Annotated in this window: 24 protein-coding genes and 1 pseudogene; 12 read left to right on the top strand and 13 right to left on the bottom strand. The window is 73.7% G+C overall.

The features are described from left to right. Positions 1–386: pseudogene (locus tag C1I92_RS27520) on the bottom strand (hypothetical protein); the annotation flags it as partial. A gap of 73 nt (positions 387–459) precedes the next feature. Further along, the gene (locus tag C1I92_RS27515; protein WP_111257828.1) at positions 460–1,701 is read right to left on the bottom strand and encodes a phosphotransferase; all 1,242 of its coding nucleotides are present in this window, start codon (positions 1,699–1,701) and stop codon (positions 460–462) included. Between the two features lie 246 nt (positions 1,702–1,947). Between C1I92_RS27515 and C1I92_RS27510 the strand changes: the two genes are divergently transcribed. The 3 genes from C1I92_RS27510 to C1I92_RS27500 are packed head-to-tail and all read left to right on the top strand — an operon-like array spanning position 1,948 to position 5,173. Beyond that, the gene (locus C1I92_RS27510; RefSeq protein ID WP_111257827.1) at positions 1,948–3,366 is read left to right on the top strand and encodes a hemolysin family protein; all 1,419 of its coding nucleotides are present in this window, start codon (positions 1,948–1,950) and stop codon (positions 3,364–3,366) included. Beyond that, positions 3,363–4,379 (top strand): hemolysin family protein, encoded by a 1,017-nt coding sequence (locus C1I92_RS27505; RefSeq protein WP_111257826.1) that lies wholly within the window; start codon positions 3,363–3,365, stop codon positions 4,377–4,379. The genes C1I92_RS27510 and C1I92_RS27505 overlap by 4 nt, the downstream gene beginning before the upstream one ends. Continuing rightward, positions 4,376–5,173, top strand: a complete 798-nt coding sequence (locus C1I92_RS27500) for an SAM hydrolase/SAM-dependent halogenase family protein (protein WP_111257825.1) — start codon at positions 4,376–4,378, stop codon at positions 5,171–5,173. Before C1I92_RS27505 ends, C1I92_RS27500 begins: the two co-directional genes overlap by 4 nt. Here C1I92_RS27500 and C1I92_RS27495 read toward each other — a convergent pair. Together C1I92_RS27495 and C1I92_RS27490 are read right to left on the bottom strand one after the other, a co-directional pair. Further along, a complete protein-coding gene (locus C1I92_RS27495; RefSeq protein WP_111257824.1) occupies positions 5,163–5,477 on the bottom strand; it encodes a hypothetical protein in 315 nt (104 codons plus the stop codon). The two genes, C1I92_RS27500 and C1I92_RS27495, sit on opposite strands and share 11 nt — an antisense overlap. Continuing rightward, positions 5,474–6,052 (bottom strand): TetR/AcrR family transcriptional regulator, encoded by a 579-nt coding sequence (locus C1I92_RS27490; protein WP_111257823.1) that lies wholly within the window; start codon positions 6,050–6,052, stop codon positions 5,474–5,476. Before C1I92_RS27490 ends, C1I92_RS27495 begins: the two co-directional genes overlap by 4 nt. 116 nt (positions 6,053–6,168) lie before the next feature. On the opposite strand from C1I92_RS27490, the gene C1I92_RS27485 reads away from it, so the two are divergent. Next, the gene (locus C1I92_RS27485) at positions 6,169–6,492 is read left to right on the top strand and encodes a YciI family protein (protein ID WP_111257822.1); all 324 of its coding nucleotides are present in this window, start codon (positions 6,169–6,171) and stop codon (positions 6,490–6,492) included. 13 nt (positions 6,493–6,505) lie between these two features. Here the strand turns inward: C1I92_RS27485 and C1I92_RS27480 are convergent, their stop codons facing one another. After that, the gene (locus tag C1I92_RS27480; RefSeq protein ID WP_111257821.1) at positions 6,506–7,039 is read right to left on the bottom strand and encodes a hypothetical protein; all 534 of its coding nucleotides are present in this window, start codon (positions 7,037–7,039) and stop codon (positions 6,506–6,508) included. A 192-nt stretch (positions 7,040–7,231) separates the two neighbouring features. Then, positions 7,232–8,191 (bottom strand): hypothetical protein, encoded by a 960-nt coding sequence (locus tag C1I92_RS27475; RefSeq protein WP_111257820.1) that lies wholly within the window; start codon positions 8,189–8,191, stop codon positions 7,232–7,234. 89 nt (positions 8,192–8,280) lie between these two features. Here C1I92_RS27475 and C1I92_RS27470 point away from each other — a divergent pair, with 89 nt between their 5' ends. Then, positions 8,281–8,853: a TetR/AcrR family transcriptional regulator gene (locus C1I92_RS27470; RefSeq protein ID WP_111257819.1), complete on the top strand. Its 573-nt coding sequence runs from the start codon at positions 8,281–8,283 to the stop codon at positions 8,851–8,853. Between the two features lie 90 nt (positions 8,854–8,943). Then, positions 8,944–11,106 carry an MMPL family transporter gene (locus C1I92_RS27465; protein ID WP_111257818.1) on the top strand — a complete coding sequence of 721 codons (2,163 nt, stop codon included), beginning with the start codon at positions 8,944–8,946 and terminating at the stop codon, positions 11,104–11,106. Here the strand turns inward: C1I92_RS27465 and srmL are convergent. The 4 genes from srmL to C1I92_RS27445 form a co-directional block, all read right to left on the bottom strand. Further along, positions 11,079–12,215, bottom strand: a complete 1,137-nt coding sequence (srmL, locus tag C1I92_RS27460) for a PheS-related mystery ligase SrmL (RefSeq protein ID WP_111257817.1) — start codon at positions 12,213–12,215, stop codon at positions 11,079–11,081. The genes C1I92_RS27465 and srmL overlap by 28 nt on opposite strands. A 151-nt stretch (positions 12,216–12,366) precedes the next feature. Continuing rightward, complete coding sequence (locus C1I92_RS27455; RefSeq protein WP_111257816.1) at positions 12,367–12,819, bottom strand: SRPBCC family protein; 453 nt, start codon at positions 12,817–12,819, stop codon at positions 12,367–12,369. 21 nt (positions 12,820–12,840) lie between these two features. After that, on the bottom strand, positions 12,841–14,259 hold the full coding sequence (locus tag C1I92_RS27450; RefSeq protein WP_111257815.1) for a sulfatase family protein: 1,419 nt from the start codon (positions 14,257–14,259) through the stop codon (positions 12,841–12,843). Continuing rightward, positions 14,256–16,325: an amylo-alpha-1,6-glucosidase gene (locus tag C1I92_RS27445; protein ID WP_199521651.1), complete on the bottom strand. Its 2,070-nt coding sequence runs from the start codon at positions 16,323–16,325 to the stop codon at positions 14,256–14,258. The genes C1I92_RS27450 and C1I92_RS27445 overlap by 4 nt, the downstream gene beginning before the upstream one ends. Positions 16,326–16,454: 129 nt before the next feature. Between C1I92_RS27445 and C1I92_RS27440 the strand changes: the two genes are divergently transcribed. The 4 genes from C1I92_RS27440 to C1I92_RS27425 are packed head-to-tail and all read left to right on the top strand — an operon-like array spanning position 16,455 to position 20,800. Further along, on the top strand, positions 16,455–17,516 hold the full coding sequence (locus tag C1I92_RS27440; protein WP_111257834.1) for a LacI family DNA-binding transcriptional regulator: 1,062 nt from the start codon (positions 16,455–16,457) through the stop codon (positions 17,514–17,516). Further along, on the top strand, positions 17,513–18,781 hold the full coding sequence (locus C1I92_RS27435) for a sugar ABC transporter substrate-binding protein (RefSeq protein ID WP_199521650.1): 1,269 nt from the start codon (positions 17,513–17,515) through the stop codon (positions 18,779–18,781). Before C1I92_RS27440 ends, C1I92_RS27435 begins: the two co-directional genes overlap by 4 nt. A 1-nt stretch (position 18,782) precedes the next feature. Continuing rightward, positions 18,783–19,859 carry a carbohydrate ABC transporter permease gene (locus C1I92_RS27430; RefSeq protein WP_199521649.1) on the top strand — a complete coding sequence of 359 codons (1,077 nt, stop codon included), beginning with the start codon at positions 18,783–18,785 and terminating at the stop codon, positions 19,857–19,859. Beyond that, positions 19,856–20,800 carry a carbohydrate ABC transporter permease gene (locus C1I92_RS27425; RefSeq protein ID WP_111257813.1) on the top strand — a complete coding sequence of 315 codons (945 nt, stop codon included), beginning with the start codon at positions 19,856–19,858 and terminating at the stop codon, positions 20,798–20,800. Before C1I92_RS27430 ends, C1I92_RS27425 begins: the two co-directional genes overlap by 4 nt. Here C1I92_RS27425 and C1I92_RS27420 read toward each other — a convergent pair. The 3 genes from C1I92_RS27420 to C1I92_RS34060 all read right to left on the bottom strand — a co-directional run bounded on the left by C1I92_RS27420 (position 20,793) and on the right by C1I92_RS34060 (position 24,608). Continuing rightward, entirely contained in the window at positions 20,793–21,317 is a 525-nt protein-coding gene (locus C1I92_RS27420) for an AAA family ATPase (protein ID WP_111257812.1), read from the bottom strand. The two genes, C1I92_RS27425 and C1I92_RS27420, sit on opposite strands and share 8 nt — an antisense overlap. 119 nt (positions 21,318–21,436) lie before the next feature. Beyond that, the gene (locus C1I92_RS27415) at positions 21,437–24,382 is read right to left on the bottom strand and encodes a helix-turn-helix transcriptional regulator (protein ID WP_199521648.1); all 2,946 of its coding nucleotides are present in this window, start codon (positions 24,380–24,382) and stop codon (positions 21,437–21,439) included. A gap of 49 nt (positions 24,383–24,431) precedes the next feature. Then, positions 24,432–24,608, bottom strand: coding sequence for a hypothetical protein (locus C1I92_RS34060; protein WP_158564296.1), 177 nt, complete (start codon positions 24,606–24,608; stop codon positions 24,432–24,434). Positions 24,609–24,799: 191 nt separating this feature from the next. Here C1I92_RS34060 and C1I92_RS27410 point away from each other — a divergent pair, with 191 nt between their 5' ends. After that, on the top strand, positions 24,800–26,233 hold the full coding sequence (locus C1I92_RS27410; protein WP_111257811.1) for an NAD-dependent malic enzyme: 1,434 nt from the start codon (positions 24,800–24,802) through the stop codon (positions 26,231–26,233). A 20-nt stretch (positions 26,234–26,253) separates the two neighbouring features. Next, entirely contained in the window at positions 26,254–26,811 is a 558-nt protein-coding gene (locus C1I92_RS27405) for a YqgE/AlgH family protein (protein ID WP_111257830.1), read from the top strand. Positions 26,812–26,974: the final 163 nt, after the last annotated feature.

Raw genomic sequence — 26,974 nt, 5'->3', positions numbered from 1 at the left:
GAGCCGGCCGAGGCCGGGTCCGCCGGGGAGCTAGCCGAGGCCGGGTCCGCCGGGGAGCTAGCCGAGGGGGCGTCCGCCGGGGAGCTGGCCGACGCCGGGTCCGCCGGGGAGCTGGCCGAGTGGGCCGACGCGGGGTCGGTGGGGCTGTTGGCGCTCGCCGGGTCGGCCGGGCTGTTCGCGCTGGCCGGGTCCGCCGGCGAGTTGGCCGACGTGGCCGAGGCGGCGGAGCCGGCCGAGGAGGGTGCGGCGGAGCCCGACGACAGGTCGGCGACGTCCGCGGCCGGTGCCGCTCCGTTGAGGCTGGGCGCGGCCACCGCAGCGCCGGTGCCGAGACCGAGCGCCGCCATCGTGCCGACCGCGAGCCACGTCTTCTTCTGGAGCTTCATCTGTCCTCCTGTTACCGGGACGCCGGAGCGTCGTGTCCTGACCCCTTCACCCTCGTGGGCCGCCATGAACCGTTCAGGAGAGCCGCATGAGAGCGTTCTCAGCTCCGTCCTTACCTCCGGACGACCCGGCCGAGAGCCAGCGTTCGGCCAGCCGGACGCGCAGCTCGGTGGCCTGCTGCCAGTCCGCGTCCTGCGCCCGGTACGGGCCGGTGGCCAGCGACAACGTCACGCCGGCGGCCCGCAGCCGGAGCTCGGCCGGGTCCACCCGGCGGTCCAGGACGGGCAGCCAGTCGGCCAGGGCGGCCCGGGCGCCGTCGGCCGCGGCGAAGCCGTCGGTGGCGAGCACGGAGAGGTGGGCGACGAGGCAGGCGAGGTCGTCGGCGCGGCGGCCGGGGCCCAGCGTGTCGATGTCGAGCAGCCCGCTGACCGCACCGTGCTCGACGAACAGCTGGGCGTCGTAGAAGTCGCCGTGGGTCGGCTCGTCACCGTCAGCACGAGCGGCCAGCCCGGCCGCGACCTCGTCCGCGACGTCGAGAGCCACCGCGCCCAGCGACGGCGATGCCGCCGCGATCACCCCGGCGTAGTGGGCGGCGTGCGACGACCACGCCGCCCGCCGCGGCAGGCCGGCGATCTCGGCCGGCAGCCGGTCCAGCAGCGCCACCAGCTCGGCCGGGTCGCGCAGCGCCGTCGCACCCGTCTCGAGCGCCACCCGCAACGGCGTCCCGCGCAGCGGCGCCAGCACGATGATCCCGTCGTCGCTCCAGCCGAGGCTGCGCGGCACCGGCACCCCGGCGCGGGTCAGCACGCGGTGCCGGCTGTCGACGTCGCGGACCTGGCCGGGCCGCAGGACCTTGATGAACAGCCGCTGCGTCGACGTCACGACCTCGATGACGGCGCGCTTGCGCGGCCGGTACGAGACGACCCGCAGCTGGACGCCGTCGGGCGGCAGGCCGAGCCCGCGCAGCAGGTCGCCGACCGACGACGGGAAGCAGGCGGCGGCGAGGCCCGGCAGCTCCGGGTCGTACGGGAACCGCCAGACCTGCACGAACCGGTCGCCGTCGGTGACGACGAGCCCGTCGGACGGCCGGGTCCCGGACACCGTCGCCGCGTACGTCTCCGACCGCTCGTCGCCGGGGGACCACGACACGCGGGCGACGTAGGAGACGGTCGTGCGGTCGCCGGGGCGGTGATCGACGTCGCGCACGGACCAGTCGAGCAGCGTGCCGCCGGCCGGGGTGAGAGCGGCGTCGAGGATGTCGGGAACCGACGGCCCGGTCAGCAGCGCGAGGCCGGGGTCGGCGGGCGGTGCGGGCACGCCCGCCAGCCTGACCGGACCGGATGAGGCGGCCGTGAGCGGCGGATGAGACGGCTCTCATCCGAGCAGGAACGACACCGGGGTGCGCCGCCGCGCGCACACCCCGGCCCGCCGCTAAGCTGACCCCGAGGGGTCCGCGCATCCGGCGCCACCCCACTCGAAGGGAGCTGTGTCCGCCGTGCCGACGGGCGCGTCAAGTCGCACACGTTCACGCCACGACCGTCACGTCGAGCCGGGACCCGCCCGATGACCGCTGCGGTAGCGATTCTCGCGGTCTTCGTCCTGACGTTCGGGACCGCCTACTTCGTCGCGCAGGAGTTCGCCTACATCTCCGCCGACCGGGTCGAGCTGGCCCGCCAGGCCGGCGCCGGCGACAAGCGGGCCGCCTCGGCGATCCGGGTCATGGAGCACCTGTCGTTCATGCTGTCGGCCGCGCAGGTCGGCATCACCGTCACGGGCCTCATCGTCGGTCTCATCGCCGAGCCAGCGTTCGCGCAGGTCGTCCGCCCGCTGCTGGACGCGGTCGGCCTGCCGGAGGGCGCCGTTCCCGGTGTGTCGGTCGCGGTCGGGTTCGCCGTCGCGACGATCATCCAGATGGTGCTCGGCGAGCTGTTCCCGAAGAACCTCGCGCTGGCCACACCCGAGCGGCTGGCCAAGGTGCTGGCGTCGTCGACGCACCTGTACCTGGCCGTGAGCGGCCCGGTCGTGCGGCTGTTCGACAACTCCGCCGCCTGGCTGCTGCGCAAGGCCGGCATCGAGCCGGTCGAGGAGCTGCACCACGGCGCCACTCTGGAGGAGCTCGGCCACGTCATCGGCGAGTCCGAGGCGGGCGGCTCGCTGTCGTCGCAGCTGTCGGGCATCCTCGGCCGCGCGCTGTACTTCTCCGAGCACACCGCCGGCGAGGCGATGGTGCCGCGGCCCGACGTGCGCAGCGTCCGGGCCGACGCCACCGCGGCCGCCGTCGTCGAGCTGATCGCCACCCACGGCCACTCCAACTACCCCATCCGGGGCGAGGAGACCGACGAGGTCGTCGGCGTCATCGGCGTGCGCGAGCTGCTGCACATCGCGCCCGATGACGTCGGCAGCACGCTGGTGCGCGACCTCGCCCGGCAGCCGCTGGTGGTCCCGGACAGCCTGCCGCTGCCGGCGCTGGTCGAGCGCATGCAGGACGCCGGCGACGAGTTCGCCTGCGTCGTCGACGAGTACGGCGGGCTGGCCGGCATCGTCACGCTCGAGGACGTGTCCGAGGAGCTGTTCGGCGACATCACCGACGAGACCGACCAGCAGGCCGTCCCGGTCACGCAGGACGGCGACTGGTGGCAGCTCGACGCCGGGCTGCGGGTCGACGAGGCCGCCGCGCGGACCGGCCTGCCGCTGCACGAGTCCGACGACTACGACACGGTCGCCGGCCTGATCGTCGCCGAGCTGGGCCGGTTCGCCGAGCCCGGCGACCGCCTCGTCGTCGGCGCCGAGAACGGCCGCGAGAACGGCCGCGAGAACGGCCGCGAGAACGGCCGCGAGAACGGCCGGGACAACGGCCGGGAGCACGGCCGGGACGAGGTTGAGATCGAGGTCGTGACGGTGGCCCGGCACGTGCCCGAGCTGGTCCGGCTGCGTCGCCGCGGCCTCGTGCACACCGACGGGAACGCGGAGGCGGTCCAGTGAGCCCGGTCACCGCGATCCTCGTCACCATCGCCCTGCTGATCGCCAGCGCGTTCTTCGTTGCCGCCGAGTTCGCCCTGGTCGGCGCCCGGCGGCACCGCATCGAGCGGGCCGTCGAGGCGGGCAAACGGGGCGCGAAGGCGGCGCTGTCGGGCATTCGCGAGTTGTCGCTGATGCTGGCCGGCGCGCAGCTCGGCATCACCATGGTCGTGGTCGGCCTGGGCATGGTGTCCGAGCCGGCGTTCCACCACATCCTCGAGCGGCCGCTGCACGCCGTCGGCATGCCGGACGGCACCGCCGACGTCGTCGCGCTGGTCATCGCGCTGACCGGCGTGACGTTCCTGCACGTCGTGGTCGGGGAGATGGCGCCGAAGTCGTGGGCGATCGCGCATCCGGAGCAGTCCGCGATGATCCTCGCGCCGGCGTTCCGCGCCTACGCGTTCGGAGTCCGCGGGCTGCTGGTGCTGCTCAACGGCGTGACGAACCTGCTGCTGCGGCTGGTCCGGGTGACGCCGCGGGACGAGCTCGTGACGATCCGCAACCGCGAGCAGCTGCACCAGCTGGTCCGCGAGTCCAACCGGCTCGGGCTGATCGGCGCCGACGACTACGGCCTGCTCACCCGCGCGCTGGTCGCGCCCGAGCAGCAGGTGCGCACGGTGATGGTGCCGGCCGAGCGGATCGTCTGGGTCCCGGCCGGCGCCGGCCCGCAGGACGTCATCGAGGCGGGCCGCACGAGCAGGCACACCCGGCTCGTGGTGCGCGACGACGCCGGGACGGCGGTCGGCGCGGTGCACGTGCGCGGCGCGCTCAGCGCCCGCGCCGCCGGCACGCCGTGGACGGCGGGAGCGGCCGCGCTGCCGGTCCCGCGCATCCCCGACGGCGCCGACCTCGCCCGCGCCGCCGACGTGCTGCGTGACGCCCGGGCGCAGGTCGGGATCGTCGTCGACGCGGACGGCGCGGAGGCCGGGCTGGTGGCGATGGACGACGTCGTGACGGCGGTGCTGGTGAACCGATGACGTGGGTCGCCTTCCTCACCGACTACGGCCTGGCCGACGGCTACGTCGCCGCCTGCCACGGCGTGATCGCCCGGATCGCGCCGGCGGCCCGGGTGATCGACGTGACGCACGAGGTGCCGGCGCAGGACGTCCGGCACGGCGCCGTCGTGCTGGCCGACACGCTGCCGTACCTGCCGCCGTCGGTCGTGCTGGCGGTCGTCGACCCGGAGGTGGGCACCCGCCGCCGGGCTGTCGCCGTCGCGGCCGGAGAGCACGTGCTGGTCGGGCCGGACAACGGGTTGCTGGCCTGGGCCGCGGACGCGGCCGGCGGCGCGGCCCGGGCGGTGGAGCTGACGGCGCCGGAGTACCGGCTGGTCACGGGCGCCACGACGTTCGACGGGCGGGACGTGTTCGCGCCGGCCGCCGCGCACCTGGCCGCCGGCGTGCCGCTGTCCGCGCTCGGCCCGGCGGTCGACGTCGCGACGCTGGTCCGGCTGCCGGACCCGTGGCTGCGGGTTGGCACGGACCGCGTCGAGGCTGAGGTGCACGTCGTCGACCGGTTCGGCAACGTCGCGCTGGCGGCCGGCGCGGCCGAGCTGGCGGCGGCCGAGCTGGACGGGCACGCGCGGCTGCGGGTGACCGTCGGCGAGCGGTCGACCTACCTGCCGCTGGCGGCGTCGTTCGCGGCGGTGCCGGAGGGCGACCAGCTGCTGCTGATCGACTCGGCCGGCCGGCTCGCGCTGGCGGTGAACCGGGGCGACGCCGCGGCGACGCTGCGGCTGCGGGCCGGCGACCGGGTGACGATCAGCTCGTAACGTTCCACGGCCGGCGCCGGCCCCACACGTCGCCCCGCCAGAGACGCGCGTGGATGAGCCCGACGGCGAGCACCCCCAGCGCCGCCGCGATCCAGCCCGGCCACGGGTGCTCGGGCACGTCGGCGAAGTACCAGGCGAACCCGGCGATGACCAGCCCGCCCCAGCCGGTGACGACGTTGACGACGGCGCCGTCGCCGAACGGGCTGGGGTTGGTGGTGCGGCCGGTGCTGCCCTCGACGTAGTAGGGCAGTCCGTTGCCGGCGAAGAAGCCCGCGACGAAGGCGAGCAGGACGGTGAGGATCATCGGGTCGCTCCATGGACGAGGGGGAGGATGACGGCGTCGGCCAGCCGGTCGAGGAACGCGTCGTCGAGCGGCTCGCCGGTGACGAACAGCCGGGAGAACAGCAGCGCCGAGGCGACCTCGGCGAGCAGCTCGTGGTCGGCGCCGGCGGGGATCTCGCCGCGGGCCGCGGCCCGGTCCAGCGCCGGGGCGAACGCGTCGCGCTTCACCCCGATCAGCCGGGCCCGGACCGCGGCGGCGAGCGCGGCGTCGTCGCGCATCGCCGTCAGCAGGCCGAGCACGAGCGCGGCGCTCTGGACGGTGAGGTCGTCGCGCATGGACGTCAGCAGCGCGAGCAGGTCGCCGCGCAGCGTGCCGGTGTCGGGCGCCGGCCGGTCGGCGCCGGTGGTGTGCCGTTCGACGGCGGCGATCGCCAACTGCGTCTTACCGGACCAGCGCCGGTAGATCGTCGCCTTCGACGCCTTCGCCCGCGCCGCGACGGCGTCCATGGTCAGCGAGCCGTAGCCGATCTCGGCCAGCAGCTCCAGCGTCGCGCGCAGGACGGCGTCCTCGCGCTGCTCGCCCCGGGTGGGCGCCATCGACGACTCCTCGAAGTGAACGAAACGGTTTCGTACACATTATTCCGATGGAGGACGGATGTCGAATCCGGTGCGCCCGCTCCGACGTCACCTCCAAGAGCACCGGAGGTGATCCGATGAAGTACCTGATCCTCATCTACCGCGGCCCGGACGACGACGGACGGACGGCGGACACGGAGCATGCGGCGCTGGTCCGCGACCTCGCCGGCGGCGGCGAGCTGATCGCCGCCGAGGCGCTGGCCGACCCGGCGCAGACCCGGCGGCCGCCGCCCGCCGTCACCGCCGGTCCGGTCTGCGACGAGCCGCAGCTGAGCGCGTTCTACCTGGTCGAATGCGAGACGGTGGACTGTGCGCTCGCCCATGCCGCGCGGGTGCCGGAGTCCGCCGTCGGACGGGTGGAGGTGCGTCCGGTGCTCGGCCGCGGCGGACTGGAGATGTGAGCCTGTCGCCGCGTCAGGTGAGGAACTCCTGCACGTCGTCGCAGAACTCGCCGAAGTCGTCGTTGCGTCCGGTCGACCCCTTGACGATGCCGAGGAACGCGATCTCCTCATCGTCGGAGGGGTCGGTGGGCGTGCCGCCGTGGTCGACCAGGATCTCGAACCTGATCTGACCGGGATTGCGGTGCAGCGCCTTGCCGTCAGGCGTGTACACCGTCTCGTTCCCGGTGCTGAGGACGAGGATCGTGAGCGTGCCGTCACCGTTGTCGGTCACCCGGAGATCCTTGTCGACGAACGTCCTGACCACCGTGAGCGTCTTGTCGTTGGCGACGTTCGTCCACGCCTGTGTCTGCCGGACCGTGGCGTGCGCGTACGCCAGCCGGTCCTGCTTGTGTGCGTTGAAGAGGAACGCGCCCTCCTCCTCGAAGTCGTAGCGCAGCGTGAGGCCACAGTCCTCGATCACCTCGCTGAACGACTCGTGGAAGTGGTCGCGCTCCAGCGGCGCTGCCGCCGCCGGAGCGACCGCGATGCCCGAGCCGACCGCTGCCATCGCTCCAGCCAATGCGAGCCCACGCGACAGTCTCATGTGATCCCCCCGGAGTCTCCTGCGGAAGGACTCGTGCCGGCTCTCGCGTTCTCGGCGCCGCATGGCGTGTGCGTGCCGGCTGGTCGCTTCCTGCCGCGCCACAGCCTGCCACCAGCGGCGGCATCAGTCCATAGGGTCCGCGCGTCGTTGCCGGGATCATGCCGGCACCGCCTCGGCGGGAACGCGCTGGGCGCGGCGAACGCCGAGCGCGAACAACGCGACGCCTCCTGCCAGCCAGAACGTCAGCACCAGCAGCGGCTGGGCCGCCCCGGCTCCGTCGAAGTAGGCGACCGAGCGCAGCAGGCTCCCCGTCGCGCCGGGCGGCAGCAGCTGGCCGAGCGCGCCCCAGCCGGCCGGCAGCAGCTCGGGCGCACTGGCCAGCCCGGACAGCGGGTTGCCGAGCAGGATCAGCGCGACCGCGCCGACCGCGAGGCCGGCGTTGCCCAGTGCGGTCCGCAGCCCGAGGATCGTCCACGCCGTCGCGGAGATGCCCAGGGCCGCCGCGGCCGCCGTCGCCCAGTACGCCGTGTCGAACGTGCCGAACCCGAACCGCAGCAGCGCGGTCAGCGCCAGGCCGGCGACGACGGCGAACGCGGCGGCGCCGGCGGCCTGCCGGGCCGGTCCGCGCACGGTCATGAGCAGCACGACCGCCGCGATCCAGCCGCCCAGCGCCAGTGGCAGCGCGCCCGCGGACAGTCCGGCGCCGATGGGGTCGTCGGCCGGGAACGGCCGGACGTCGGTGACGGTCCGCGCGCCCAGTTCCGCGCCGAGTGCCCGCAGCTGCGTGGCCACGGCGTTGCCGGCGGCGGACGCGACCAGCAGCTCGTCCGGGTGGCCGGCGGCGTCGAGCAGGATCGCGCCGTACACCTCGCGGTCGAGGATCAGCGCGCGGGCCGCCTCGGCGTCGTCGACGGGCGTGACGGCGTACGCGCCGGGTGCGCGCGTGTCCAGCTCCGCGGTGAGGTCGCCGCCGGCGACCGCGATCGGGACGTCGTTCGGGCCGGAGTGCAGCGGCGGCAGCGCGAACGCCGACAGCAGCGCGATCAGCAGTGCCGTCAGTGCCGCGACCAGCAGGGCGAGCTGCCGCCAGGCGGGCGGGGGAGTCGGTTCGGGCATCTCGTCCTCCAGATAAGAAACGATGCGTATCTTATGAGTCGGGACTGTAGGCTACCGCGATAAGAAACGCAACGTTCCCTGGAGAGTCGATGGCGGAGACACGGCGACGCGGCGAGGCGCTCGAGGCGGCCATCGTCGACGCCGTCTGGGCCGAGCTGGCCGAGTCCGGCTACGCCGGCCTGACCGTCGGCGCCGTCGCCGAGCGGGCCCGCACCAGCAAGGCCGTCCTCTATCGGCGCTGGCCGGGCCGGGCGGCGCTGGTGATCGCCGCGCTGTCGCAGCACGCGCCGTCCGCCGAGGACGTGCCGGACACCGGGACCCTGCGCGGCGACCTGCTCGCGCTGCTGCGCACGATCGCCGCCGGTGTGTCGGCCCGCAGCATCGACGCGCTCTGGGGGCTGCTCGCCGAGACCGCGCGCGATCCCGACCTCGCAGCGCTGGTCCACGAGAAGCTGACCGAGCTGCAGTACAACGGCCCGGTGGTCACCGTCATGGAGCGGGCGGTGCGCCGCGGCGAGGTCGACCCGGCCCGCCTCACCTCACGCCTGCTGCGGCTGGCACCCGATCTCGTCCGCAACGAGCTGCTGGTCTACGGCGAGATCACCGACACAGCCATCGTCGAGATCGTCGACGAGGTCGTCCTGCCGCTCGCCGGAATGTGAGCTCCGTCGCCTTCACGCCGCCGTTGTCACGTCCGGCCGACGGCCCGTGTCCAGTGAACGGACATCGGGACGCACCTGGATGGAGAGACGATGGCGGGATTCGTGACGCGCCGGCGACGGGCGGTGCTGATCGTGGCCGTGCTGCTGGCGCTGCTCGGCGGCGCGGTCAGCACATCGCTGTTCGGCAAGCTGTCGGCCGGCGGCTTCGACGACCCGGGGGCGGACTCCGGGCGGGCCGCCGACGTGCTGGAGGAGACGTTCGGCCAGTCGCCGCCCAACCTGGCGCTGCTGGTCACGGCGCCTGACGGCGTCGACAGTGTGGCCTCCGCCGAGGCCGGCGCCCGGCTGACCGAGGCGCTCACGGCAGAGGACGGCGTCCGCGACGTCGTCTCGTACTGGACGACCGGGCAGCCGCAGTTGCGCAACGCCGACGGCGACCGTGCGCTCGTCCTCGCCACCATCGCCGGCGACGAGACCGAGGTGAACGAGCGGGTCGGCGCGCTCGCGGACACCTACGGCGGGTCGCTCGCCGACGGGGTCACCGTCGAGGTCGGCGGCTATGCGGCGTTCCAGCACGAGCTGACCGAGCAGAGCGAGCGCGACGTCGTCACCGGCGAGCTGATCGTCTTCCCCGTCACGCTGATCGCGCTGGTCGTGGTGTTCGGCGGGATTGTCGCCGCGTTGCTGCCGCTGGCCGTCGCGGCGGCGACGTCGCTGCTGGGGATGGGGCTGCTGTGGGCGCTGGCCGAGGTCACGTCGCTGTCGGTGTTCGCGGCGAACGTCGTGACGCTGGCCGGGCTGGGGCTGGCGATCGACTACAGCCTGCTCATGGTGAACCGGTACCGGGAGGAGCTGGCCGCCGGGCGCGCGGTGCCGGAAGCGATCGACGCGACGCTGCGGTCGGCCGGGCGGACCATCGCGTTCGCGTCGCTGACCGTGTGCATCGCGCTGGCGACGCTGATCCTGGTGCCGCTGCCGGCGATCCGGTCCATCGGGTACGCCGGGGTGCTGACGGCGCTGCTGGCCGCCGCGTCGTCGCTCATCGTGCTGCCGGCGCTGTTCGCCGTGCTCGGGACCCGGGTGGGGACGCCGCGTCGTCGCCTGCCGTCCGGTGACGGGTTCTGGCACCGGCTGGCGATGGTCGTGATGCGCCGGCCGGTGCCGATCGCGACGGTCGTGACCGCGGTCCTGCTGCTGCTCGGTGCGCCGTTCCTCGGCATGAAACTGGGCTACCTGGACGAGCGGGTGATGCCGTCGTCGTCCGAGGCCAGGGGCGTCGCCGAGGCGATCCGGGCCGAGTTCCCGACGGGTGAGCAGGACGCGCTGCAGGTGGTGGCGCCGTCCGGGCTGCCGTCGCCGGACACGTACGCCGAGCGGCTCTCGTCGCTGGACCACGTCGCCCGCGTCGACACCGTCACCGGCAGCTACGCCGCCGGCGCCTCCGTTGCGCCCGCCGGCCCACTGCACGAGCGGTTCGCCGCCGGCGACGCCGTCTACCTCTCCGTCGTGCCCGAGCCCGGTACCGTCGAGCAGGTCCGCGACCTCGTCGGCGCCGTCCGCGCAGTCGACGCGCCGGACGACGTGCTGGTCGGCGGGACCGCGGCCGTCGCCGAGGACGCGGACCGGGCGCTGCTGGACATCCTTCCGTGGGCGCTCGGCGCCGTCGGGCTGGCGATGGTGGTGCTGCTGTTCCTGCTCACCGGCAGCGTCGTGCTGCCGTTCCTCGCGCTGGTGCTGAGCACGCTCAGCCTCACCGCGACGTTCGGCGCGATGGTGTGGATCTTCCAGGACGGTCACCTGTCCGGCCTGTTCGGCTTCACCGTCACCGGCACGACCATCTCGACCGTGCCGGTGATGCTGTTCGCGCTGGCCTTCGGCCTGGCGATGGACTACCAGGTGTTCATGCTGGCGCGGATCCGGGAGGAGTACGACCGCGGTGCGTCCCCGACCGAGGCGGTCGCGCTCGGCCTGGAGAAGGTCGGCCGCATCGTCACCGCCGCGGCCGTCCTCATCTCCATCGTCTTCCTCGCCTTCCTCGTCTCCGACATCACCCTGATGAAGGCCTTCGGCGTCGGGCTGCCGCTGGCGGTCCTGATCGACGCGACGCTCATCCGCGGCGCGCTGCTGCCGGCGACCATGCGCCTCGGCGGGACGGCGATCTGGTGGGCGCCGGCCTGGGCCCGCCGCCTGCACACCCGCGTCGGCCTGCGCGAGGCCGCCGACGATCACTCGCCGGAGTGGAGCGCGGTGTAGACGCGGTCGCGCAGGACGTTGGCCTCTTCGCTGGTCAGGGTGCGGTCGACCGGGCGGAGGACGAGCCGGAGCAGCACGTTCTCCTGCCCGGGCCGGATGCCCAGCCGGTCCCGGGCCGCGTCCGGCAGATCCGCGTACGGCGTCGTCGAGAGCACCGCGACCTCCTCGACGAGGTCGGCGTCGGGGCCGAGGGCCTCGCGGACGCGGTCGCCGAGCAGTTCGGCGTCCGAGCCGGCCGGTACGGCGACGGACAGGTCGCGGCGGGCCGGCGGCAGGCCGGAGACCGGCTGGTACGGCGTCAGGTCGAGCAGCTGCGCGGCCACCCGCGGGTCCGCCGACCGGAGCAGCCGGATGTCTGGGATGCCCTTGCGCAGCATCAGCACCCGGTCCAGCCCCATGCCGAGCGCCAGCCCCGACCAGGTTGACGGTGACAGGCCGGCCGCGCGCAGCACGTCGGGCGCGGCCAGCCCGCACTCGGCGATCTCCACCGGGTGGCCGTCGTGGATGGCCTCGACCTCGCGGCCGCCGGACGTGTACGGGTGCGACGTCGCGGTCCAGCGCCAGTGCGTGCCCGGCAGCACCGCCGCCACCAGGGTCGTCACCAGCGCGTGCAGGTCGTCGTGGTCGAGCCGGCGGCCGCCGCGGCGCAGCAGCCAGAGGTCCAGCTGGTGCGGGGTGCCGGTGTGCAGCCGGTCGATGGAGTCGCGGCGGTGGCAGATCCCGGGCAGCACCAGCAGCACGTCGCCGCCCGGCGCCGGGCCGGCGGCCAGGGCCCGCAGCGCCGGCGGCACCCCGGCCGACGTGTGGCTGCGCAGCATCGCCGTGTCGCTGACGTAGCGGGTGTAGCGGACGTCGCGGGCGACGGCGTCGCGCTGGTAGCCGAGGCGGTCGTAGTTGTCCTCGACGGCGACGACGGGGCGCGAGCGCAGCACGCGGACGTCGGCGTCCCACCGCTCACCCAGAGCGGCAGCCGCGGCGGAGACGAGGAGCTGCAGGGCGTGCGGGCCCTGCGTGGGATCGGTGAGGTCGCGCAGCGAGAGCGCGTCGACCAGGGCGGGCAGCGACAGCGGCTGCGGCGGAGAGTCGGAAGTGACGACAGAGATGGACATGACCAGGCCTTTCGCGGGAAAGCGACGGGAAGCGGTGGAGGCTCCCCCGGCCGGTCGTCCGCGGAGGGGTCAGGCGTGCGCACCCTCCGGGCGGCGGACGTTCGCCGACCGGGGGCCGCTAAACCAGCGCTGACCTGGCATGGGATCGAGGTTATCCGATCGCGAGGTGATCGGCCAGGCGCGAGAGGCTCTCGTGCCAGGCCTTGAGGTGGTCGTCGCGCTGTTCCTCGGTGGGGTTGTGGCTGTGCGTGACGACGACAGAGGTGCCGCCCTCGTCCGACGGGCTCAGCCGGACGGTGACCCGGCTGGCGGGCGCGCTGTCGCCGTCCCACGCCCAGATGTAGGTGATCAGGCGGGGCCGCCGCACCTCGCCGAACAGGCCGCGGATCGAGACGTTGTGCCCGGCGGCGAGGCCGGCCGTGCGGAACGTGAACCGGCCGCCGGCGCGGGGGTCGACCTCGTAGATCGCGGCGAACGAGGCCGGCCAGAACCAGCCGGCCAGCCCGCGGGGCTCGGTGAACATCGGGAACACGTCGTCGGGGTCGGCGTCGACCACCACCGAGACGACGGCGGTGGTGGCGTCTGGGGTGGATGACTCGACCATGGTTGCGAACTTTATGGCATTTCATACATCCTGACGAGGCCCTGCCCATGGCTCGTCGCCGACGTCGCGGCGCAGCCGCTCCAACTCGTCGCGCAGCTCGCGCCGGACGCCGGCGTAGGCCGGGTCGTCGTACCGGCTTGTCAGCTCGGCCGGGTCGGCGACCAGGTCGAACAGCTCCCACTCCGGCTCCGTCCGGTCGGCGGACGCCCCGGGCACGCCGAAGCCCTCGCCGATGTAGTGCACCAGCTTGTGCGTCGCCGTCCGCACGCCGACGTGTGCCGGGACGTGGTGGCTGCCGTCCAGGTGCTCCCAGTACCGGTAGTACATGGACGTGCGCCAGTCCGCCGGCCGCTCGCCGCGCAGCAGCGGACGCAGGCTGCGGCCCTGCATGCGCGGCGGGACGGGGACCCCGGCGAGGTCGAGGAAGGTCGGCGCGAAGTCGACGTTCGTCGCGATCGCGTCGGTGGACATGCCCGGCGCGACCTCCCGTGGGTAGCGCACCATGAGCGGCATCCGCAGCGACTCCTCGTACATGAACCGCTTGTCGTACCAGCCGTGGTCGCCCAGGAAGAAGCCCTGGTCGGAGGAGTAGGCGACGACGGTGTCCGCGGCCAGGTCGTGCTCGTCCAGCGCGTCCAGCAGCCGCCCGGTGTTGTCGTCGATGGACGCCACGCAGCGCAGGTAGTCCTTGATGTAGCTCTGGTACGCCCACCGGGTGCGCTCCGGCTCGGGCAGCCCGGCCGGCCAGGGCGCCTTGAGGTCGCGCTCGTTGAGGTCGCGGCCGACCCGCATGCGCGCCTCGTGCGCCGCCCGGCCGCGTCCGCCGTAGTCGTCGAACAGCGTCGGCGGCTCGGGCACGTCGACGCCGTCGAACAGGCCGAGGTGTGCGACGTCGGGGTCCCAGCTGCGGTGCGGCGCCTTGTGCCACAGCAGCAGGCAGAACGGCCGGTCCGGGTCGCGCCGCGCGATCCGCTCCAGCGCGAGGTCGGTGAGCACCGTCGTCGTGTAGCCGTTGACGGTGCGCCGGCCGGTCGCGCCGAGCAGCTCCGGGTTCCAGTACTCGCCCTGGTCCTCGAGGATCTCCCAGGAGTCGAAGCCGTGCGGGTCGTGCTCGCCGCCGTGGCCGAGGTGCCACTTGCCGATCAGCCAGTTCTGGTACCCGGCGTCGCGCAGCAGCTGCGGGAACGTCGGCTGCCGCGCGTCGAAGTGTGTGCTCAACGTCCGCACGCCGTTGACGTGGCTGTACGTGCCGGTGAGGATCGACGCGCGGCTGGGCGCGCACAGGGCGTTCGTGCAGAAGGTGGCGTCGAAGCGCATGCCTTCGACGGCGATGCGGTCCAGCTGCGGCGTCGGCATCAGCTCGCTGCCGTACGCCGAGATCGCGTGGGCGGCGTGGTCGTCGGTGAGGACGAACACGAGGTTCGGGCGGTGCTCGCTCACACCGTCTCCACGGTCAGCGCGGCGGTGGTGCGGACGTCGGCCCGCCCGTCCGCGCCGACCGCCACGGCCAGTGGCTGACCGGCGACCCGCAGGCCCTCGACCCGCAGCGGGAACCAGGCGGCGAACGCCGGATCCGGCGCGACCCGCAACACACCGGCGGGCACGTCGGCCGTCAACCCGAGAGCCGCCTGGAGCAGCGCGATCACCGTCGCCGCCGACCACGCCTGCGGCCGGCACGCCGCCGGGTAGGCGAGCACCGGCTCGCCGGCGCGGGCGTCGGTGCCGGCGAACAGCTCCGGCAGCCGGTAGGCGAAGTCCGGCGCGGCCCGCAGCAGCCCGCCGGCCAGCGACGCCGCGACGCCCGGGAAGCCGTCGGCGACCAGCCCGCGCACCGCGATGGCGGTGTCGTGCGGCCAGATGCTGCCGGCGTGGTAGCCCAGCGGGTTGAACCCGGCCGCGTCGGCGCTCATCGTGCGCAGCCCGTACCCGGCGTCGAGGTCGGGCCGGCCGAGCCGGTCGGCGACGACGGCGGCCTCGTCCGGCCCGAGCAGGCCGGTGCCGAGCAGGTGACCGAGGTTGGACGTGACGGTGTCGACGGGCCGCTTGGCGCCGTCGAGCGCGATCGCCGGGAACCGGCCCTTCTCGTCGGCCACCCAGAAGGCGGACGCGAACCGGGAGCGCAGCGCCGTCGCCCAGTCGCGCAGCGGGGCGGAGCCGGGCCGGCCGAACGCGTCGAGCAGGGCCGCGCCGGCCAGCGCCGCCTCGTGCGCGTACGCCTGCGCCTCGCTCAGCGCGATCGGCGGCTCGGCGATCGTCCCGTCCGGGAACTGGATGGAGTCGCCTGAGTCCTTCCAGCCCTGGTTGGTCAGCCCGCGGCCGCTGGTGTCGACGTACTCGAGGAAGCCGTCGTCGTCGGGGTCGGCGTCGGTGGTCAGCCAGCGCAGCGCCGCCTCGAGCGGGTCGAGCAGGTCCGCGACGTCGGCGGCCGGCAGCCCCCAGCGCCAGGCGTCGTGCAGCAGGCAGACCCACAGCGCGGTCGCGTCGACGGTGCCGAAGTAGACCGGCGGCAGCCACGAGCCGGCCGCCGGGATCCGGACCTCGTGCAGGATCTTCCCCGGCGCCTCGGCGGTGTCCGGGTCGTGCCGGCGGCCCTGCCGGCGGGCGAGCGTGCGCAGCGTGCCCAGCGCCAGGCCGGTGCCCAGCGGCAGCGTGAACCGGGCCGCCCACAGCGAGTCGCGGCCGAACAGCGTGAAGAACCACGGGCTGCCGGCGGCGAGGAAGGTGTCCGACGGCGCCAGCGGGTCGGCGAGCGCGAGCGCGTCGAGGTCGTCGACGCTGCGCTCGGTCAGCCGGGCCAGGTCCGATCGCCCGGTGACGGCGACGGCGTCCCAGCCGGCGCCGTCAGCAGGGCCGAACGCGTTGGCCGGTGGCCCGGCGGCGAACGCGGCGGTGACCTCGACGTCGGCGGTCCACGACGAGCGCGGCGGCAGCTCGACGTCCCAGCTCAGCACGGCGCCGGCGGCGTGTGGCTCGACGGTGGCGCCGGGCGCCGTCAGCGACGTCCGCAGTTCGCCGCCGTCCCACTCGACGGTGCCCGGCCCGGACGACGCCGGCGGCCGGCCGCCGTGCTGGGCGCCGTCCTGCTTGATCGCGTCGGCGGTGGCGAAGTCGGCCGCGACGTGCACGCACACCGTCGCCGCGATCGCGACCCGCGCGTTGTTCACCAGCTCCAGCCGGTCGGTCACGCCGTCGGCGCGGGCGAACCGCTGCCGCTCCAGCCGCACCGTCGGGTCGGCGCCGTCGTCGCCGAGGTGCCGGACGATGCCGGTGAAGTGCGCGTGCCCGGCGCCGCGCAGGCCGTGCCCGGTCGGCTCCGGCTCGTGGCCGTCGACGTCGACGCGCAGCTCGGACAGCACCCGGCGGTCGTGGCTGAGCACGCCCTGCGCGCCGGACGCCCGCAACTGCCCGTCGACGCCGGACAGCGTCACCGTCGGCGCCTTGACGCAGCTGACGAGGTCGTGCAGGAACGGCTGCGGCACCGGGCCGGAGACCGAGGAAGCGGTCACGACGGTGATCCTTCCGTGACTTGACAGAACAGTCGACGCGTTCTTAACTCTGAATCAGATCCCACTTTGAACGATCAAAAGCACCGTAGCAACCGAATTTTGATCGTTCAACACGTCGAGGAGGACGCCATGGCGGCACCGGAGAGCGGCGCCACGCTCGAGAGCGTCGCCTTGGCGGCCGGGGTGTCCCGGCAGACGGTGTCGAACGTCCTCAACGCGCCCGAGCGGGTGGCGCCGCAGACCCGGCAGCGGGTCGAGGAGGCCATCCAGGCGCTGCGCTACCGCCCCAACCGGTCGGCCCGTTCGCTGCGCACCCGCATGAGCAACCTGCTCGGCTACTGCGTCCAGCCGGCCGCGGCCGGGAACCTGAACCCCGTCCTCGACCGGTTCGTGCACGCCGTCACCGAGGCCGCCGCCGAGCACGGCTTCCACGTCCTGCTCTTCACCGCGCCCGCCGGCGCGGCCGGGCTGGACCGCTACGCCGAGCTGCTCGCCCAGCGCGCGGTCGACGGCTTCGTCCTCGCCGACACGGTGGTCGCCGACCCGCGGCCGGGCTGGCTGACCGAGCAGGGCGTGCCGTTCGTCGCGTTCGGCCGGAGCTGGTCCGGTCCGGACCGCGGGCTCTGGGTCGACGTCGACGGCGCGGCCGGCATGACCGAGGCGGTCGAGCACCTGCACGCGCTCGGCCACCGCCGCATCGCGTTCATCGGCTGGCCGGAGGGGTCCGGCGTCGGCGACGACCGCGTCGCCGGCTACACCGCGGCCTGCCTGCGCCTGGACCTCGACCCATGGATCGTCCGGGCCGAGGGCGGGCCCGGCACCGGGCGCGAACTGGCCGGCCGGCTGCTCGACGCCGCCGAGCCGCCGACCGCGCTCGTCTGCGTCAGCGACGAGTCGGCCTACGGCGCGTTGCGGGCGCTCGCGGACCGCGGTCTGCGCCCGGGCGAGGACGTCGCCGTCATCGGCTTCGACGACACCCCGGCCGCCCGGCTGCCCGGCGTCGACCTCACCAGCCTGTCCCAGCCGATCGAGCAGATCGGCCGCGAAGTCGTCCAGATGTTGCTCGGCCTGCTCGGTGTCGTGGAGCTCCCGCCCGGCCCCGAGCACCGTCTGCTGCGCCCGGCGCTGGCCGTCCGGGCCAGCACTCGCCCCGCCGGACCCGATCCGGCCGCACCCACGGAGGCTCGATGATGCGTCAGTTCGCCCGTACCCCACTCGCGCTGGCCGCGGCCGTGGCCGCCGCCACCGTGCTCGCCGCCTGCGGCAGCGGCTTCGACGACGATGACGGCGGCGACGCCGAGGCCACCGGAGCCTCGGACGGCGGCGGCCCGCTCACCGTCATGATCGGCTCGTCCGGCGAGGCCGAGACCGTCGCCGTCCAGGAGGCCGCCGCCCGGTGGGCCGAGGAGTCCGGCACCGAGGTCGAGGTGATCCCGGCCCAGGACCTGGTGCAGCAGCTGCAGCAGGGCTTCGCCGGCGGCAATCCGCCCGACGTCTTCTACGTCAGCCCGGACCGCTTCCGCATGTTCGCCGAGGCCGGCTCGCTGTACCCGTACGGCGACCAGATCGAGGACGCCGACGACATCTACCAGCCGCTGCGCGACGCGTTCACCTACGAGGACGAGCTGTACTGCGCGCCCAAGGACGGCGGTGTGCACGCGCTGGTCATCGACACCGATGCCTGGGCCGCCGCCGGGCTGACCGAGGCCGACTACCCGCAGGACTGGGACCAGCTCGCCGCCGCGGCGCAGGCGCTGACCACCGACGGCCGGGTCGGCCTGGCGTTCACCGGCGACTACAACCCGGTCGGGACGTTCATGCTGGCCGGCGGCGGGTTCTTCGTGAACGAGGACCAGACGGAGGTCACCGCGGACACGCCGGAGAACCTGGCGACGCTGGAGTACCTGAAGCAGAACATGGACGCCGGCACGTTCGCGTTCGCGCCCAACATCGACGCTGCGTGGGGCGGCGAGGCGTTCGGCAGTGGCAAGTCGGCGATGACCGTCGAGGGCGCGTGGATCGTCGGCGCGCTGCAGAACGACTTCCCGGACCGCAACTGGGTGGCCGTCCCGATGCCGGCCGGTCCCGGCGGGCAGGCCTCGACGGCGTTCACGAACTGCTGGGGCATCGCCGCGGACAGCGACAACCAGGCCGGCGCCGTCGACCTGGTGAACTTCCTGGTCAGCCCCGAGGAGCAGCAGGCGTTCGCCGAGGCCTTCGGCCCGACGCCGTCGCGGGCCAGCCTCGCCGACTGGAACGCCGAGGCGTTCCCCGAGAAGGCGGCGTTCGCCGAGGGCATGGAGGACTCCCGGACCCAGGTCTCCGTCCCCGGGTTCGAGTCCGTCCTGGCCGACTTCAAGACCCAGCTCGAGGGCATGGCGGCCGGCACCGTCACGCCGGAGCAGGCGTTGCAGGCGCTGCAGACCAACGGCGAAGCCGCGCTCGCGCAGGACTGACGTGACCTCGACGGTCACCCGGGAGCCGTCGGCGGGCCGGATCAAGCCGGTCCGCCGCCGCGCGACCTCCGGGCATCTGCGCCAGGAACGGCGAGCCGGCTGGCTGTTCGTCGCGCCGGCCGTGATCGTGCTCGTGGTGTTCCTGTTCGCGCCGATCATCATGGCGGCGTGGGTCAGCCTGCTGGACTGGAACGGGCAGTCCAGCCCGTTCTCCGGCGAGGCGGAGTTCGTCGGGCTGTCCAACTACCAGGCACTGCTGACCGACGCCGGGCTGCTGCGCAGCGACTTCATGCTGAGCGTGCGCAACACCGTCTACTTCGTGCTGTTCAACGTGACCGGCGTGGTCGTGGTGTCGTTCGCGCTGGCGATGGCGGTCAACTCGTACGTGCTGCGCGGCCGGTCGTTCTTCCGGACCATCTTCTACTTCCCGGCCATCACGTCGTCCGTGGCGATCAGCGTGCTCTTCCTCTTCCTGTTCCAGGGGGCCGGTGTCGTCAACGTCGTGCTGTCGTGGGTGGGCATCGACGGGCCGACGTGGTTCAGGGACCCGCGCGGCGTGCTGCACATCGTGCTGTCCTGGTTCGGCGTCGACGCCGCGCCGGCCGCTCTCGCGGACACGACGATGGGCGGGCTGAGTCTGTGGGAGTGGCTCTCCGGTCCGTCGGTGGCGATGTGTGCGCTGATCACGCTGAGCATCTGGGCTTCGTCGGGCACGTTCATGCTGTTCTTCCTGGTCGGGCTGCAGGACATCCCGGTCGAGCTGGAGGAGGCGACGGCGATCGACGGCGCGGGCGCCTGGCGGCGGTTCCGGCACCTGACAGTGCCGCTCATGCGCCGCAGCATCGTGCTGGTCATCACGCTGGCGCTGATCAGCAGCTGGCAGGTGTTCGACCAGGTGTTCATCCTGTCGCAGGGCGCGCCGGCCAAGACGACGCTGACGCCGGCCTACATCTCCTACGTGCGCAGCTTCGGCGACGGCCAGTTCGGTGTCGGCGCGGCGGTCGCGTTCGTGCTGTTCGCGATCATCATCGTGCTCACGCTCGTGCAGCGGTGGGTCGGAAGGGAGCGGCGGACATGAGCGGGCTGACGCTGCGACGGCGACCGGATCGGCGGGCCGCCCGGCCGGCGCGCGACGCCGTCCCCGTCGTGCTGACCGACCGGTACTCGCCGCTGCCGCGCAAGGTGGCTGTGCGGGTGATCGGCTATGGGCTGCTGGCGCTCGGGACGCTGCTCTACCTCGGGCCGTTCCTCGTCCAGGTGGCGACGTCGTTCAAGACCGACGCCGACGCCGTCGCCAACCCCGTCTCGCTGATTCCGTCGCCGGTCTCGATGGCCGCCTGGGAGATCGTCGCCGGGTCGAACCCGGCGTACTCGGTGCCGGTGTTCCGCTGGCTCGGCAACTCGTTCTTCGTGACGATCTCGGTGACGCTCGGGCGGCTGATCATCGACAGCCTCGCCGGCTACGCGCTGGCCCGGCTGCGCTTCCGGGGCCGGACGGTGGTGTTCGCCGGCGTGGTCGCGGTGCTGGCCGTGCCCGGCGTGGTGCTGCTGATCCCGAAGTTCCTGGTGCTGAACGAGCTCGGCATGTTCGACAGCTACTCTGGGATGATCCTGCCGCTGTTCTGCGACGCCGTCGGGATCCTGCTGATGAAGACGGCGTTCGAGGCGGTGCCGACGGAGCTGGACGAGGCCGCCCGCATCGACGGCGCAGGTGTGTTCCGGACGTTCTGGAGCGTGATCCTGCCGCTGGTCCGCCCGGCGCTGGTGACCGTGACGATCCTGTCCTTCCAGGGCTCGTGGAACGAGTTCACCCACTTCCTGATCGCGACGTCCGATCCCGATCTCGCGACGATGAACCTCGGCATCGCCCGGCTGACCGCCGGAGGCGACCTGCAGGGGTCGCAGCAGTTCCCGCTGAAGCTGGCGCTGGCGACGCTCTCGACCATCCCGATCGCGATCGTCTACGTCTTCTTCTCGCGCTACTTCATGCGCTCGGGGTCGGCGACGGGGCTCAAGTGACGGCGGCCTTGTCGCGGCGGGCGAGGATCGCGTCGACGGTCTGCTCCGGCGTCAGCTCCGACGTGTCCAGCCACAGCCCGAGCCTCGGCGTCTCGGTCCGCAGCGACGTGTCGAGGTCGGCGACGGTCCACGCGCCGTAGCCGGTCTTGCCCCGTCCGGCCTCCCGTGCGGCGACCGCGTCCGGCGACGGCGCCAGCACGACGACGTGCAGGGGCCGGGTGCGCACCAGGTCGACGTACTCGGCCAGCACCGGCCCGATCACGACGTCCTGCACGACGGCGGTGAACCCGGCGGCGGCGTACGTGTCGGCGACGCCGGCCGCGATCCGGTACCGCAGCCGCAGCTGAGCCATCCCCTCCGTGTCGCCCGGTACCGGGTCGGCCCGGCCGGACACGATCGCCTTGCGGAACGCGTCGCCGCGCACGTGCGCCGACTTCGGCAGCCGCTCGGCCAGCGCCTGCGCGACGGTGGACTTGCCGGCCGCCATGATGCCGGTGATCAGGTAGACGCTGGACACGGGCGGCCACTCTGCCAGGCTGACCGGCCACCGGTCACTCGGATTTCGTCCGCCGCGGCACGTGGCTAGGCGAGCTCCCGCCTCCCCAGGCGTGCATGCCTGGGTGAGCGGGAGCACCCCTACTTCACGTGATCATTTGTGGGGTCGGTGAGGAGGCCGCGCTGGTGGGCGACGGAGACGGCCTCGGTGCGGCTGGCCGCGCCGAGCTTCGTCATCACCCGGGACAGGTGCACGCTGACCGTCTTCTCGCTGATGAACAGCTCCTCGCCGACCTTGCGGTTGGTGTAGCCGCGGGCCACCAGCTCCAGCACCGACAGCTCCCGCGGCGTCAGCAGCCCGGCCGTCGGCAGCACCGTCCCCGGCAGCGCGACGCGGGCGCGCCGGGCGAGGTCGCGGACGGCGTCGGCGAGCGGCCGCGCGCCCAGCTCGGCGGCGGTCTCCAGCGCGGCGGCCAGCTCGACGGCGGCGGCGTCGCGGTCGCCGGCCTCGATCAGCGCCTCGCCCAGCCGCCACCGGGCCATGGCGACGTGGAAGCGCTCGCCGTAGCCGAACGCCTCGACGACCGCTCGCCACGGCCGCGCGTCGGCCGAGCCGTGCAGCCGCGACTCCTCCGCGTCCAGCCGGGCCAGCCAGGCCACGCCCTCGGGCCCCAGCCGGTCGCTGCGCGGGATGCCCTTCTGCGCGGTCATCCGGGCGAGCTCGGCGAACCGCCGGCCCTCCACGACGGCGGCCGCCTCGGCCTCCGTGTCGTGCTGGACCCGGGCCTGCCGGGCGACGTCGGCCAGCGAGGCCAGCGCCAGCACCGCCAGCCGGATGGCGCCCAGCGGCCAGCGGTCGTCGTCGTTCTTGCGCATCGCGGCGATGGCCTCGTCGGCGTGCCGGACGGCGTCGTCGTGCCGGCCCTGCCAGCCGGCCAGCTCGATGCCGGCGATGCCGGCCAGCTGGGCGATCTGGCCGTCGCGGTGCCACTCGGGGCGGATGCGGACCAGGTCGCGCTGCGCCTCGTCGAACCGGCCCCGGCTCACCTTGATGATCGCCGCCGACGCCGCCAGCAGCGCGGTGATGGTGTCGGAGACCTGCTCGCCCGGCGGGCTGGCGGCCTCGAGGGCGTCGTCCCAGCTGCCGCGCGCGTAGTGGACCATGGCGCGCAGCCAGCGTACCTCCAGGCCGTACGGGCTCCAGATCAGGCCCAGCTCGACGGCCCGGGCCGCCGCCGCGTCGGCGACGGCGGCCGCCTCGTCGAGCAGTCCCTGCTCGTAGCGGGTGGTGATGAGGTTGAACCGCGCCCGCAGCTCGACGTTGGGCGCCCTGGACTCGATCGCCTTGCGCCGGGCCTCTTCGAACAGGGCGCAGGCATCCTCGATGGCGCCGGCCCGCAGGTCGCGGAAGGCCAGCGAGATCAGCGCGTCCGCCTCGGCGCTCATCGTTCCGCTGGCGCGGGCGTCCTCGATGGCCTGCTCGGCGTACTCGCGGCCGACCTCGGCGCTGACGGCGAAGGCGCGGGCGCGGATGGCCAGCACCCACGACCGGACCTTGCTCGGCGGCGCGTCGGCCAGCAGCTCCCATGCCTCGGTGATGGCCCGCTCGGCCTCGCCCCAGCGGCCGACGGCCAGGGCGGACTCGGTGACCTGGTGGCGGACGTCGGCCCGCGTCTCGGCGTCGGCGCCGGCGTCGGCCAGCCGCTGCGCCGCCTGCGCGTAGGAGAGGGCGCGCTCCGGATGCCCGGCCGCGCCGGCGACATAGGCCGCCTTGCGGGTCAGCGCCAGCTCGTCGACGCCGGCGTGCGCGGCGGGGTCCGCGACCGCCGGCCACAGCTCCAGCGCCTGCTCGACGTGGCGCAGCTCGGCCGCCAGCGCGCCGACCCGCATCGCGTCGTCGGCCGCCTTCACCGACGCGGCCAGCGCCGTCGGCAGGTCGTTGCTGCGCAGGCTGTGGAACGCGAGCGCGCCGGCCAGCTCGTCCTGGCGCAGCTCGACGATGCGCCGCGCGTAGGCGGCGTGCAGCCGGACCCGCTCGCCCGGCAGCAGGTCGGCGTAGACGGCCTCGCGCAGCAGCGCGTGCCGGAACGTGTAGCCGCCTTCGTCGTCGGTGACGAGGATGTGGTGCTGCAGCGCCTCGCGCAGCGCGCCGTCGAGCTCGGCGTCGGGCAGGTCGAGGACGTCGCGCACAGCGGCGTGCCGGACGTGCCGGCGGCCGGTGACGGAGATGGCGCCGACCACCCGCTGGGCGGCCGGGCTGAGCGTCTCGACCCGGGACAGCAGCACGTCGGCCAGCGCGGTCGGGATGCCGCCGGCCGGACCGGTGGCGCTGGCCGCGACCAGCTCCTCGGCGAAGAACGCGTTGCCCTCGGACCGGGCGGCGACGCCGGCCAGCAGGTCGGCGTCGATGCCGCCGTCGGCCAGCGCCTCGACGAAGGCCAGCGCGTCGGCCGGGCCGAACGGCGCGAGGTCGAGCCGCTCGACGGCGGGCAGCCGGACCAGCTCGGCCAGCAGCGGGCGCAGCGGATGCTGCCGGTGCAGGTCGTCGGAGCGGTAGGTGGCGACCACCAGCAGCCGCTGCCCGGCCAGCCGGGAGACCAGGAACGACAGCAGGTCGCGGCTGGAGGCGTCGCTCCAGTGCAGGTCCTCGATCGCGAGCACGACCGGCGCGTCGTCGCTCAGCTCGGCCAGCACGGTGAACATGGCGTCGAACAGCTGCAGCTGGCCCAGCTCGTTCTCCGCGCCGGACGGTGACGCGGTGGCGGCGGACCGGCCGATGAGCCCGGACAGCGCCGGCCGGGCGTCGACCAGGTCGGGGCGGATCCGGCGCAGCTGCTCGACGAGCTCCTTGAACGGCAGATACGGCAGGCCGGCCTCGCCGACGCTGAGGCAGCGGCCCAGCAGCACGTGCGCGCCGCCGGCCGCGGCGGTGAACTCCGTCAGCAGCCGGCTCTTGCCCACCCCGGCGTCGCCGGAGACGACGACCGCCGTGGCGGCGCCGCCGCGGGCGCGGTCCAGCGCCGCGCGCAGCTGAGCCAGTTCGATGCTGCGCGCGGTGAAGGGGACTCCGGTACCGAGCCGAGGCACGATACCGATGCTTCCATACGTCTCCGACAAGGTGCTGGCCATCGGCGGGTCAGCACACTGGTTGCGGCCGGCGGACGGGCTGGTCGTCGCACGTCTTCGCGGCCTCGGGCCGCCGGGCGCCCGCCGCCGGCTTGGCGCTCGCGCCGCGGCGCTTGCTGACGCCGTCGACGTCGCGGCGGACCCGTTCCTGCCGGTAGTCGATCTCGGCGCGGATGCCGTCGATCATGGTGACCTCCCCGTGGGTGACTGGTCTGGACACCATCGAGACTCGTGCTGAGGGCGGACCCGTGGCATCAGGCGTCCGCGCACACTCCGCGGCGCCGGCGCCTTACCCCGTCAGCACGGTGAGTAAGGGGTCCGCGGCGGTGCGGGATCATCTACGGTGGTCGTGCTCACATTTCGGCGAGAAGGGTCACCGTGGTCAGCGTTCCGAGCGTCTCCTACTCGATCACCGTCCGGCTCGAGGTGCCCTCGGGCGGGACGTCGGTCGGCCAGCTCACCGCCGCGGTCGAGAAGGCCGGCGGGCTGGTCACCGCGCTGGACGTGACGGCGTCCGGGGCCGACCGCATCCAGGTCGACGTGACCTGCGCCGCGACGTCGTCAGCGCACGCCGGTGAGCTGGTCATGGCGCTGCGCTCGGTGGCCGGCGTCGTCATCGGCAAGGTCAGCGACCGGACCTTCCTCGTCCACCTCGGCGGCAAGATCGAGGTCGTGTCGAAGGTGCCGATCCGCAACCGCGACGACCTCTCGCTCATCTACACCCCCGGTGTCGCCCGGGTGTCCCAGGCGCTCGTCGACAACCCCGACGACGCCCGCCGGCTGACCATCAAGCGCAACACCGTCGCCGTCGTCACCGACGGGTCGGCCGTGCTGGGACTGGGCAACATCGGCGCGACGGCCGCGCTGCCCGTCATGGAGGGCAAGGCGGCGCTGTTCAAGCGGTTCGGCGGCATCGACGCGTTCCCGATCTGCCTCGACACCCAGGACGTCGACGAGATCATCCGCACCGTCCAGCACATCGCACCGGTCTTCGCCGGCATCAACCTCGAGGACATCTCCGCGCCGCGCTGCTTCGAGATCGAGGCGCGGCTGCGTGAGCTGCTCGACATCCCCGTCTTCCACGACGACCAGCACGGCACCGCCATCGTGGTGCTCGCGGCGCTGCACAACGCGCTCAAGGTCGTCGGCAAGGACATCGGCTCGATTCGCGTGGCGATGTCCGGCGCCGGCGCGGCCGGGCACGCGATCGCGCAGCTGCTCGTCGCCGCCGGCGTCACCGACATCGTCGCCGCCGACATCAACGGCGTCATCCACCCGGGCCGGGCCGACCTCACCGGCGTCCCGACCTGGTACCTGGAGCACTGCAACCCGCGCGGCGTCGTCGGCGACCTGCGCGACGCCGTCGCCGGCGCCGACGTGTTCGTCGGGGTGTCCGCGCCGAACGTGCTGGCCGCCGCCGACGTCGCGACGATGGCGCCGAACGCGATCGTGTTCGCGCTGGCCAACCCTGAGCCCGAGATCGACCCGCGAGCCGCCGGCGAGTACGCCGCCGTCGTCGCGACCGGCCGGTCGGACTACCCGAACCAGATCAACAACGTGCTCGCGTTCCCCGGCGTCTTCCGCGGCCTGCTCGACGCCCGCAGCCGCTCCGTCACCACGGAGATGATGCTGGCCGCCGCGGCCGCGCTGGCCGCCACCGTCAAGGACGACGAGCTGAACCCGTCGTACATCGTCCCCAGCGTGTTCCACTCCGGCGTCGCGGACACGGTGGCGGCGGCGGTGCGCGGCAGCGTCGAGTCCATCCGGCGGGTCGCCGAGGAGACCGGCGAGTTCCCTGCGATACCGGTCTGATGCACGATGAACCTGTGGGCATGAGCTCGGAGAAGCTGACCGGGAAGCTGCTCGTGGCGGCGCCGTCGCTGCGCGGCTCGACGTTCGACCGCGCGGTGATCCTCATGCTCTCCCACGACGGCGACGGCGCCCTCGGCGTCATGGTCAACAAGCCCACCGAGGTCCTCGTCGGCGACGTCCTGCCTGGCTGGATGTCGGTCGTGTCCGAGCCCGGCGTCGTGTTCCAGGGCGGGCCGGTCAGCCTGGACAGCGCGCTCGGCCTGGTCGCCGTCGACGGGTCGGACGAGCCGCTCGGGATCCGCCGGGTCCGCGGCCGGCTGGGCGTCGTCGACCTGGACACGCCCGCGGAGATCATCGAGCCGGCGGTGACGGCGATGCGGGTGTTCGCCGGCTACGCGGGCTGGGCGCCGGACCAGCTCGAGGGCGAGATCGACGAGGGCTCCTGGTACGTCGTCGACTCCGAGCCGGGGGACGCGTTCCGCACCGACGCCGAGGACCTCTGGCCCGTCGTCCTGCGTCGGCAGGGCGGACAGCTGGCCCTGATGGCGACGTTCCCCGCCGATCCGTCGATGAACTGAGCCTTCCCATGATCATCAACCTTTAGCGTTGCTCTAGAGCCTGTTGCGTTTTGGCTCGGTGTGGCGTCTGGCCTGGTTGATCGTGGTTTGAGAGGGTGGCGGTCGTGGCGAAGGAGTACCGGTCGGTGGATCGTGACCAGGCGTTTTTGTTGCCGCCGTCGAT

The organism is Jiangella anatolica (assembly GCF_003236295.1).
Taxonomy (GTDB): domain Bacteria; phylum Actinomycetota; class Actinomycetes; order Jiangellales; family Jiangellaceae; genus Jiangella; species Jiangella anatolica.
The sequence above is the reverse complement of the archived record's forward strand: the minus strand, read 5'-3'. Positions and strand labels throughout refer to the sequence as shown.

What these genes read in the sequence shown, in the direction of transcription:
- C1I92_RS27510 (WP_111257827.1), top strand. Translation starts at nt 1,948, where the DNA reads ATGACCGCTGCGGTAGCGATTCTCGCGGTCTTCGTCCTGACGTTCGGG.
- C1I92_RS27500 (WP_111257825.1), top strand. Translation starts at nt 4,376, where the DNA reads ATGACGTGGGTCGCCTTCCTCACCGACTACGGCCTGGCCGACGGCTAC.
- C1I92_RS27495 (WP_111257824.1), bottom strand. Translation starts at nt 5,477, where the DNA reads ATGATCCTCACCGTCCTGCTCGCCTTCGTCGCGGGCTTCTTCGCCGGC.
- C1I92_RS27490 (WP_111257823.1), bottom strand. Translation starts at nt 6,052, where the DNA reads ATGGCGCCCACCCGGGGCGAGCAGCGCGAGGACGCCGTCCTGCGCGCG.
- C1I92_RS27485 (WP_111257822.1), top strand. Translation starts at nt 6,169, where the DNA reads ATGAAGTACCTGATCCTCATCTACCGCGGCCCGGACGACGACGGACGG.
- C1I92_RS27480 (WP_111257821.1), bottom strand. Translation starts at nt 7,039, where the DNA reads ATGGCAGCGGTCGGCTCGGGCATCGCGGTCGCTCCGGCGGCGGCAGCG.
- C1I92_RS27475 (WP_111257820.1), bottom strand. Translation starts at nt 8,191, where the DNA reads ATGCCCGAACCGACTCCCCCGCCCGCCTGGCGGCAGCTCGCCCTGCTG.
- C1I92_RS27470 (WP_111257819.1), top strand. Translation starts at nt 8,281, where the DNA reads ATGGCGGAGACACGGCGACGCGGCGAGGCGCTCGAGGCGGCCATCGTC.
- C1I92_RS27465 (WP_111257818.1), top strand. Translation starts at nt 8,944, where the DNA reads ATGGCGGGATTCGTGACGCGCCGGCGACGGGCGGTGCTGATCGTGGCC.
- srmL (WP_111257817.1), bottom strand. Translation starts at nt 12,215, where the DNA reads ATGTCCATCTCTGTCGTCACTTCCGACTCTCCGCCGCAGCCGCTGTCG.
- C1I92_RS27455 (WP_111257816.1), bottom strand. Translation starts at nt 12,819, where the DNA reads ATGGTCGAGTCATCCACCCCAGACGCCACCACCGCCGTCGTCTCGGTG.
- C1I92_RS27440 (WP_111257834.1), top strand. Translation starts at nt 16,455, where the DNA reads ATGGCGGCACCGGAGAGCGGCGCCACGCTCGAGAGCGTCGCCTTGGCG.
- C1I92_RS27435 (WP_199521650.1), top strand. Translation starts at nt 17,513, where the DNA reads ATGATGCGTCAGTTCGCCCGTACCCCACTCGCGCTGGCCGCGGCCGTG.
- C1I92_RS27425 (WP_111257813.1), top strand. Translation starts at nt 19,856, where the DNA reads ATGAGCGGGCTGACGCTGCGACGGCGACCGGATCGGCGGGCCGCCCGG.
- C1I92_RS34060 (WP_158564296.1), bottom strand. Translation starts at nt 24,608, where the DNA reads ATGATCGACGGCATCCGCGCCGAGATCGACTACCGGCAGGAACGGGTC.
- C1I92_RS27405 (WP_111257830.1), top strand. Translation starts at nt 26,254, where the DNA reads ATGAGCTCGGAGAAGCTGACCGGGAAGCTGCTCGTGGCGGCGCCGTCG.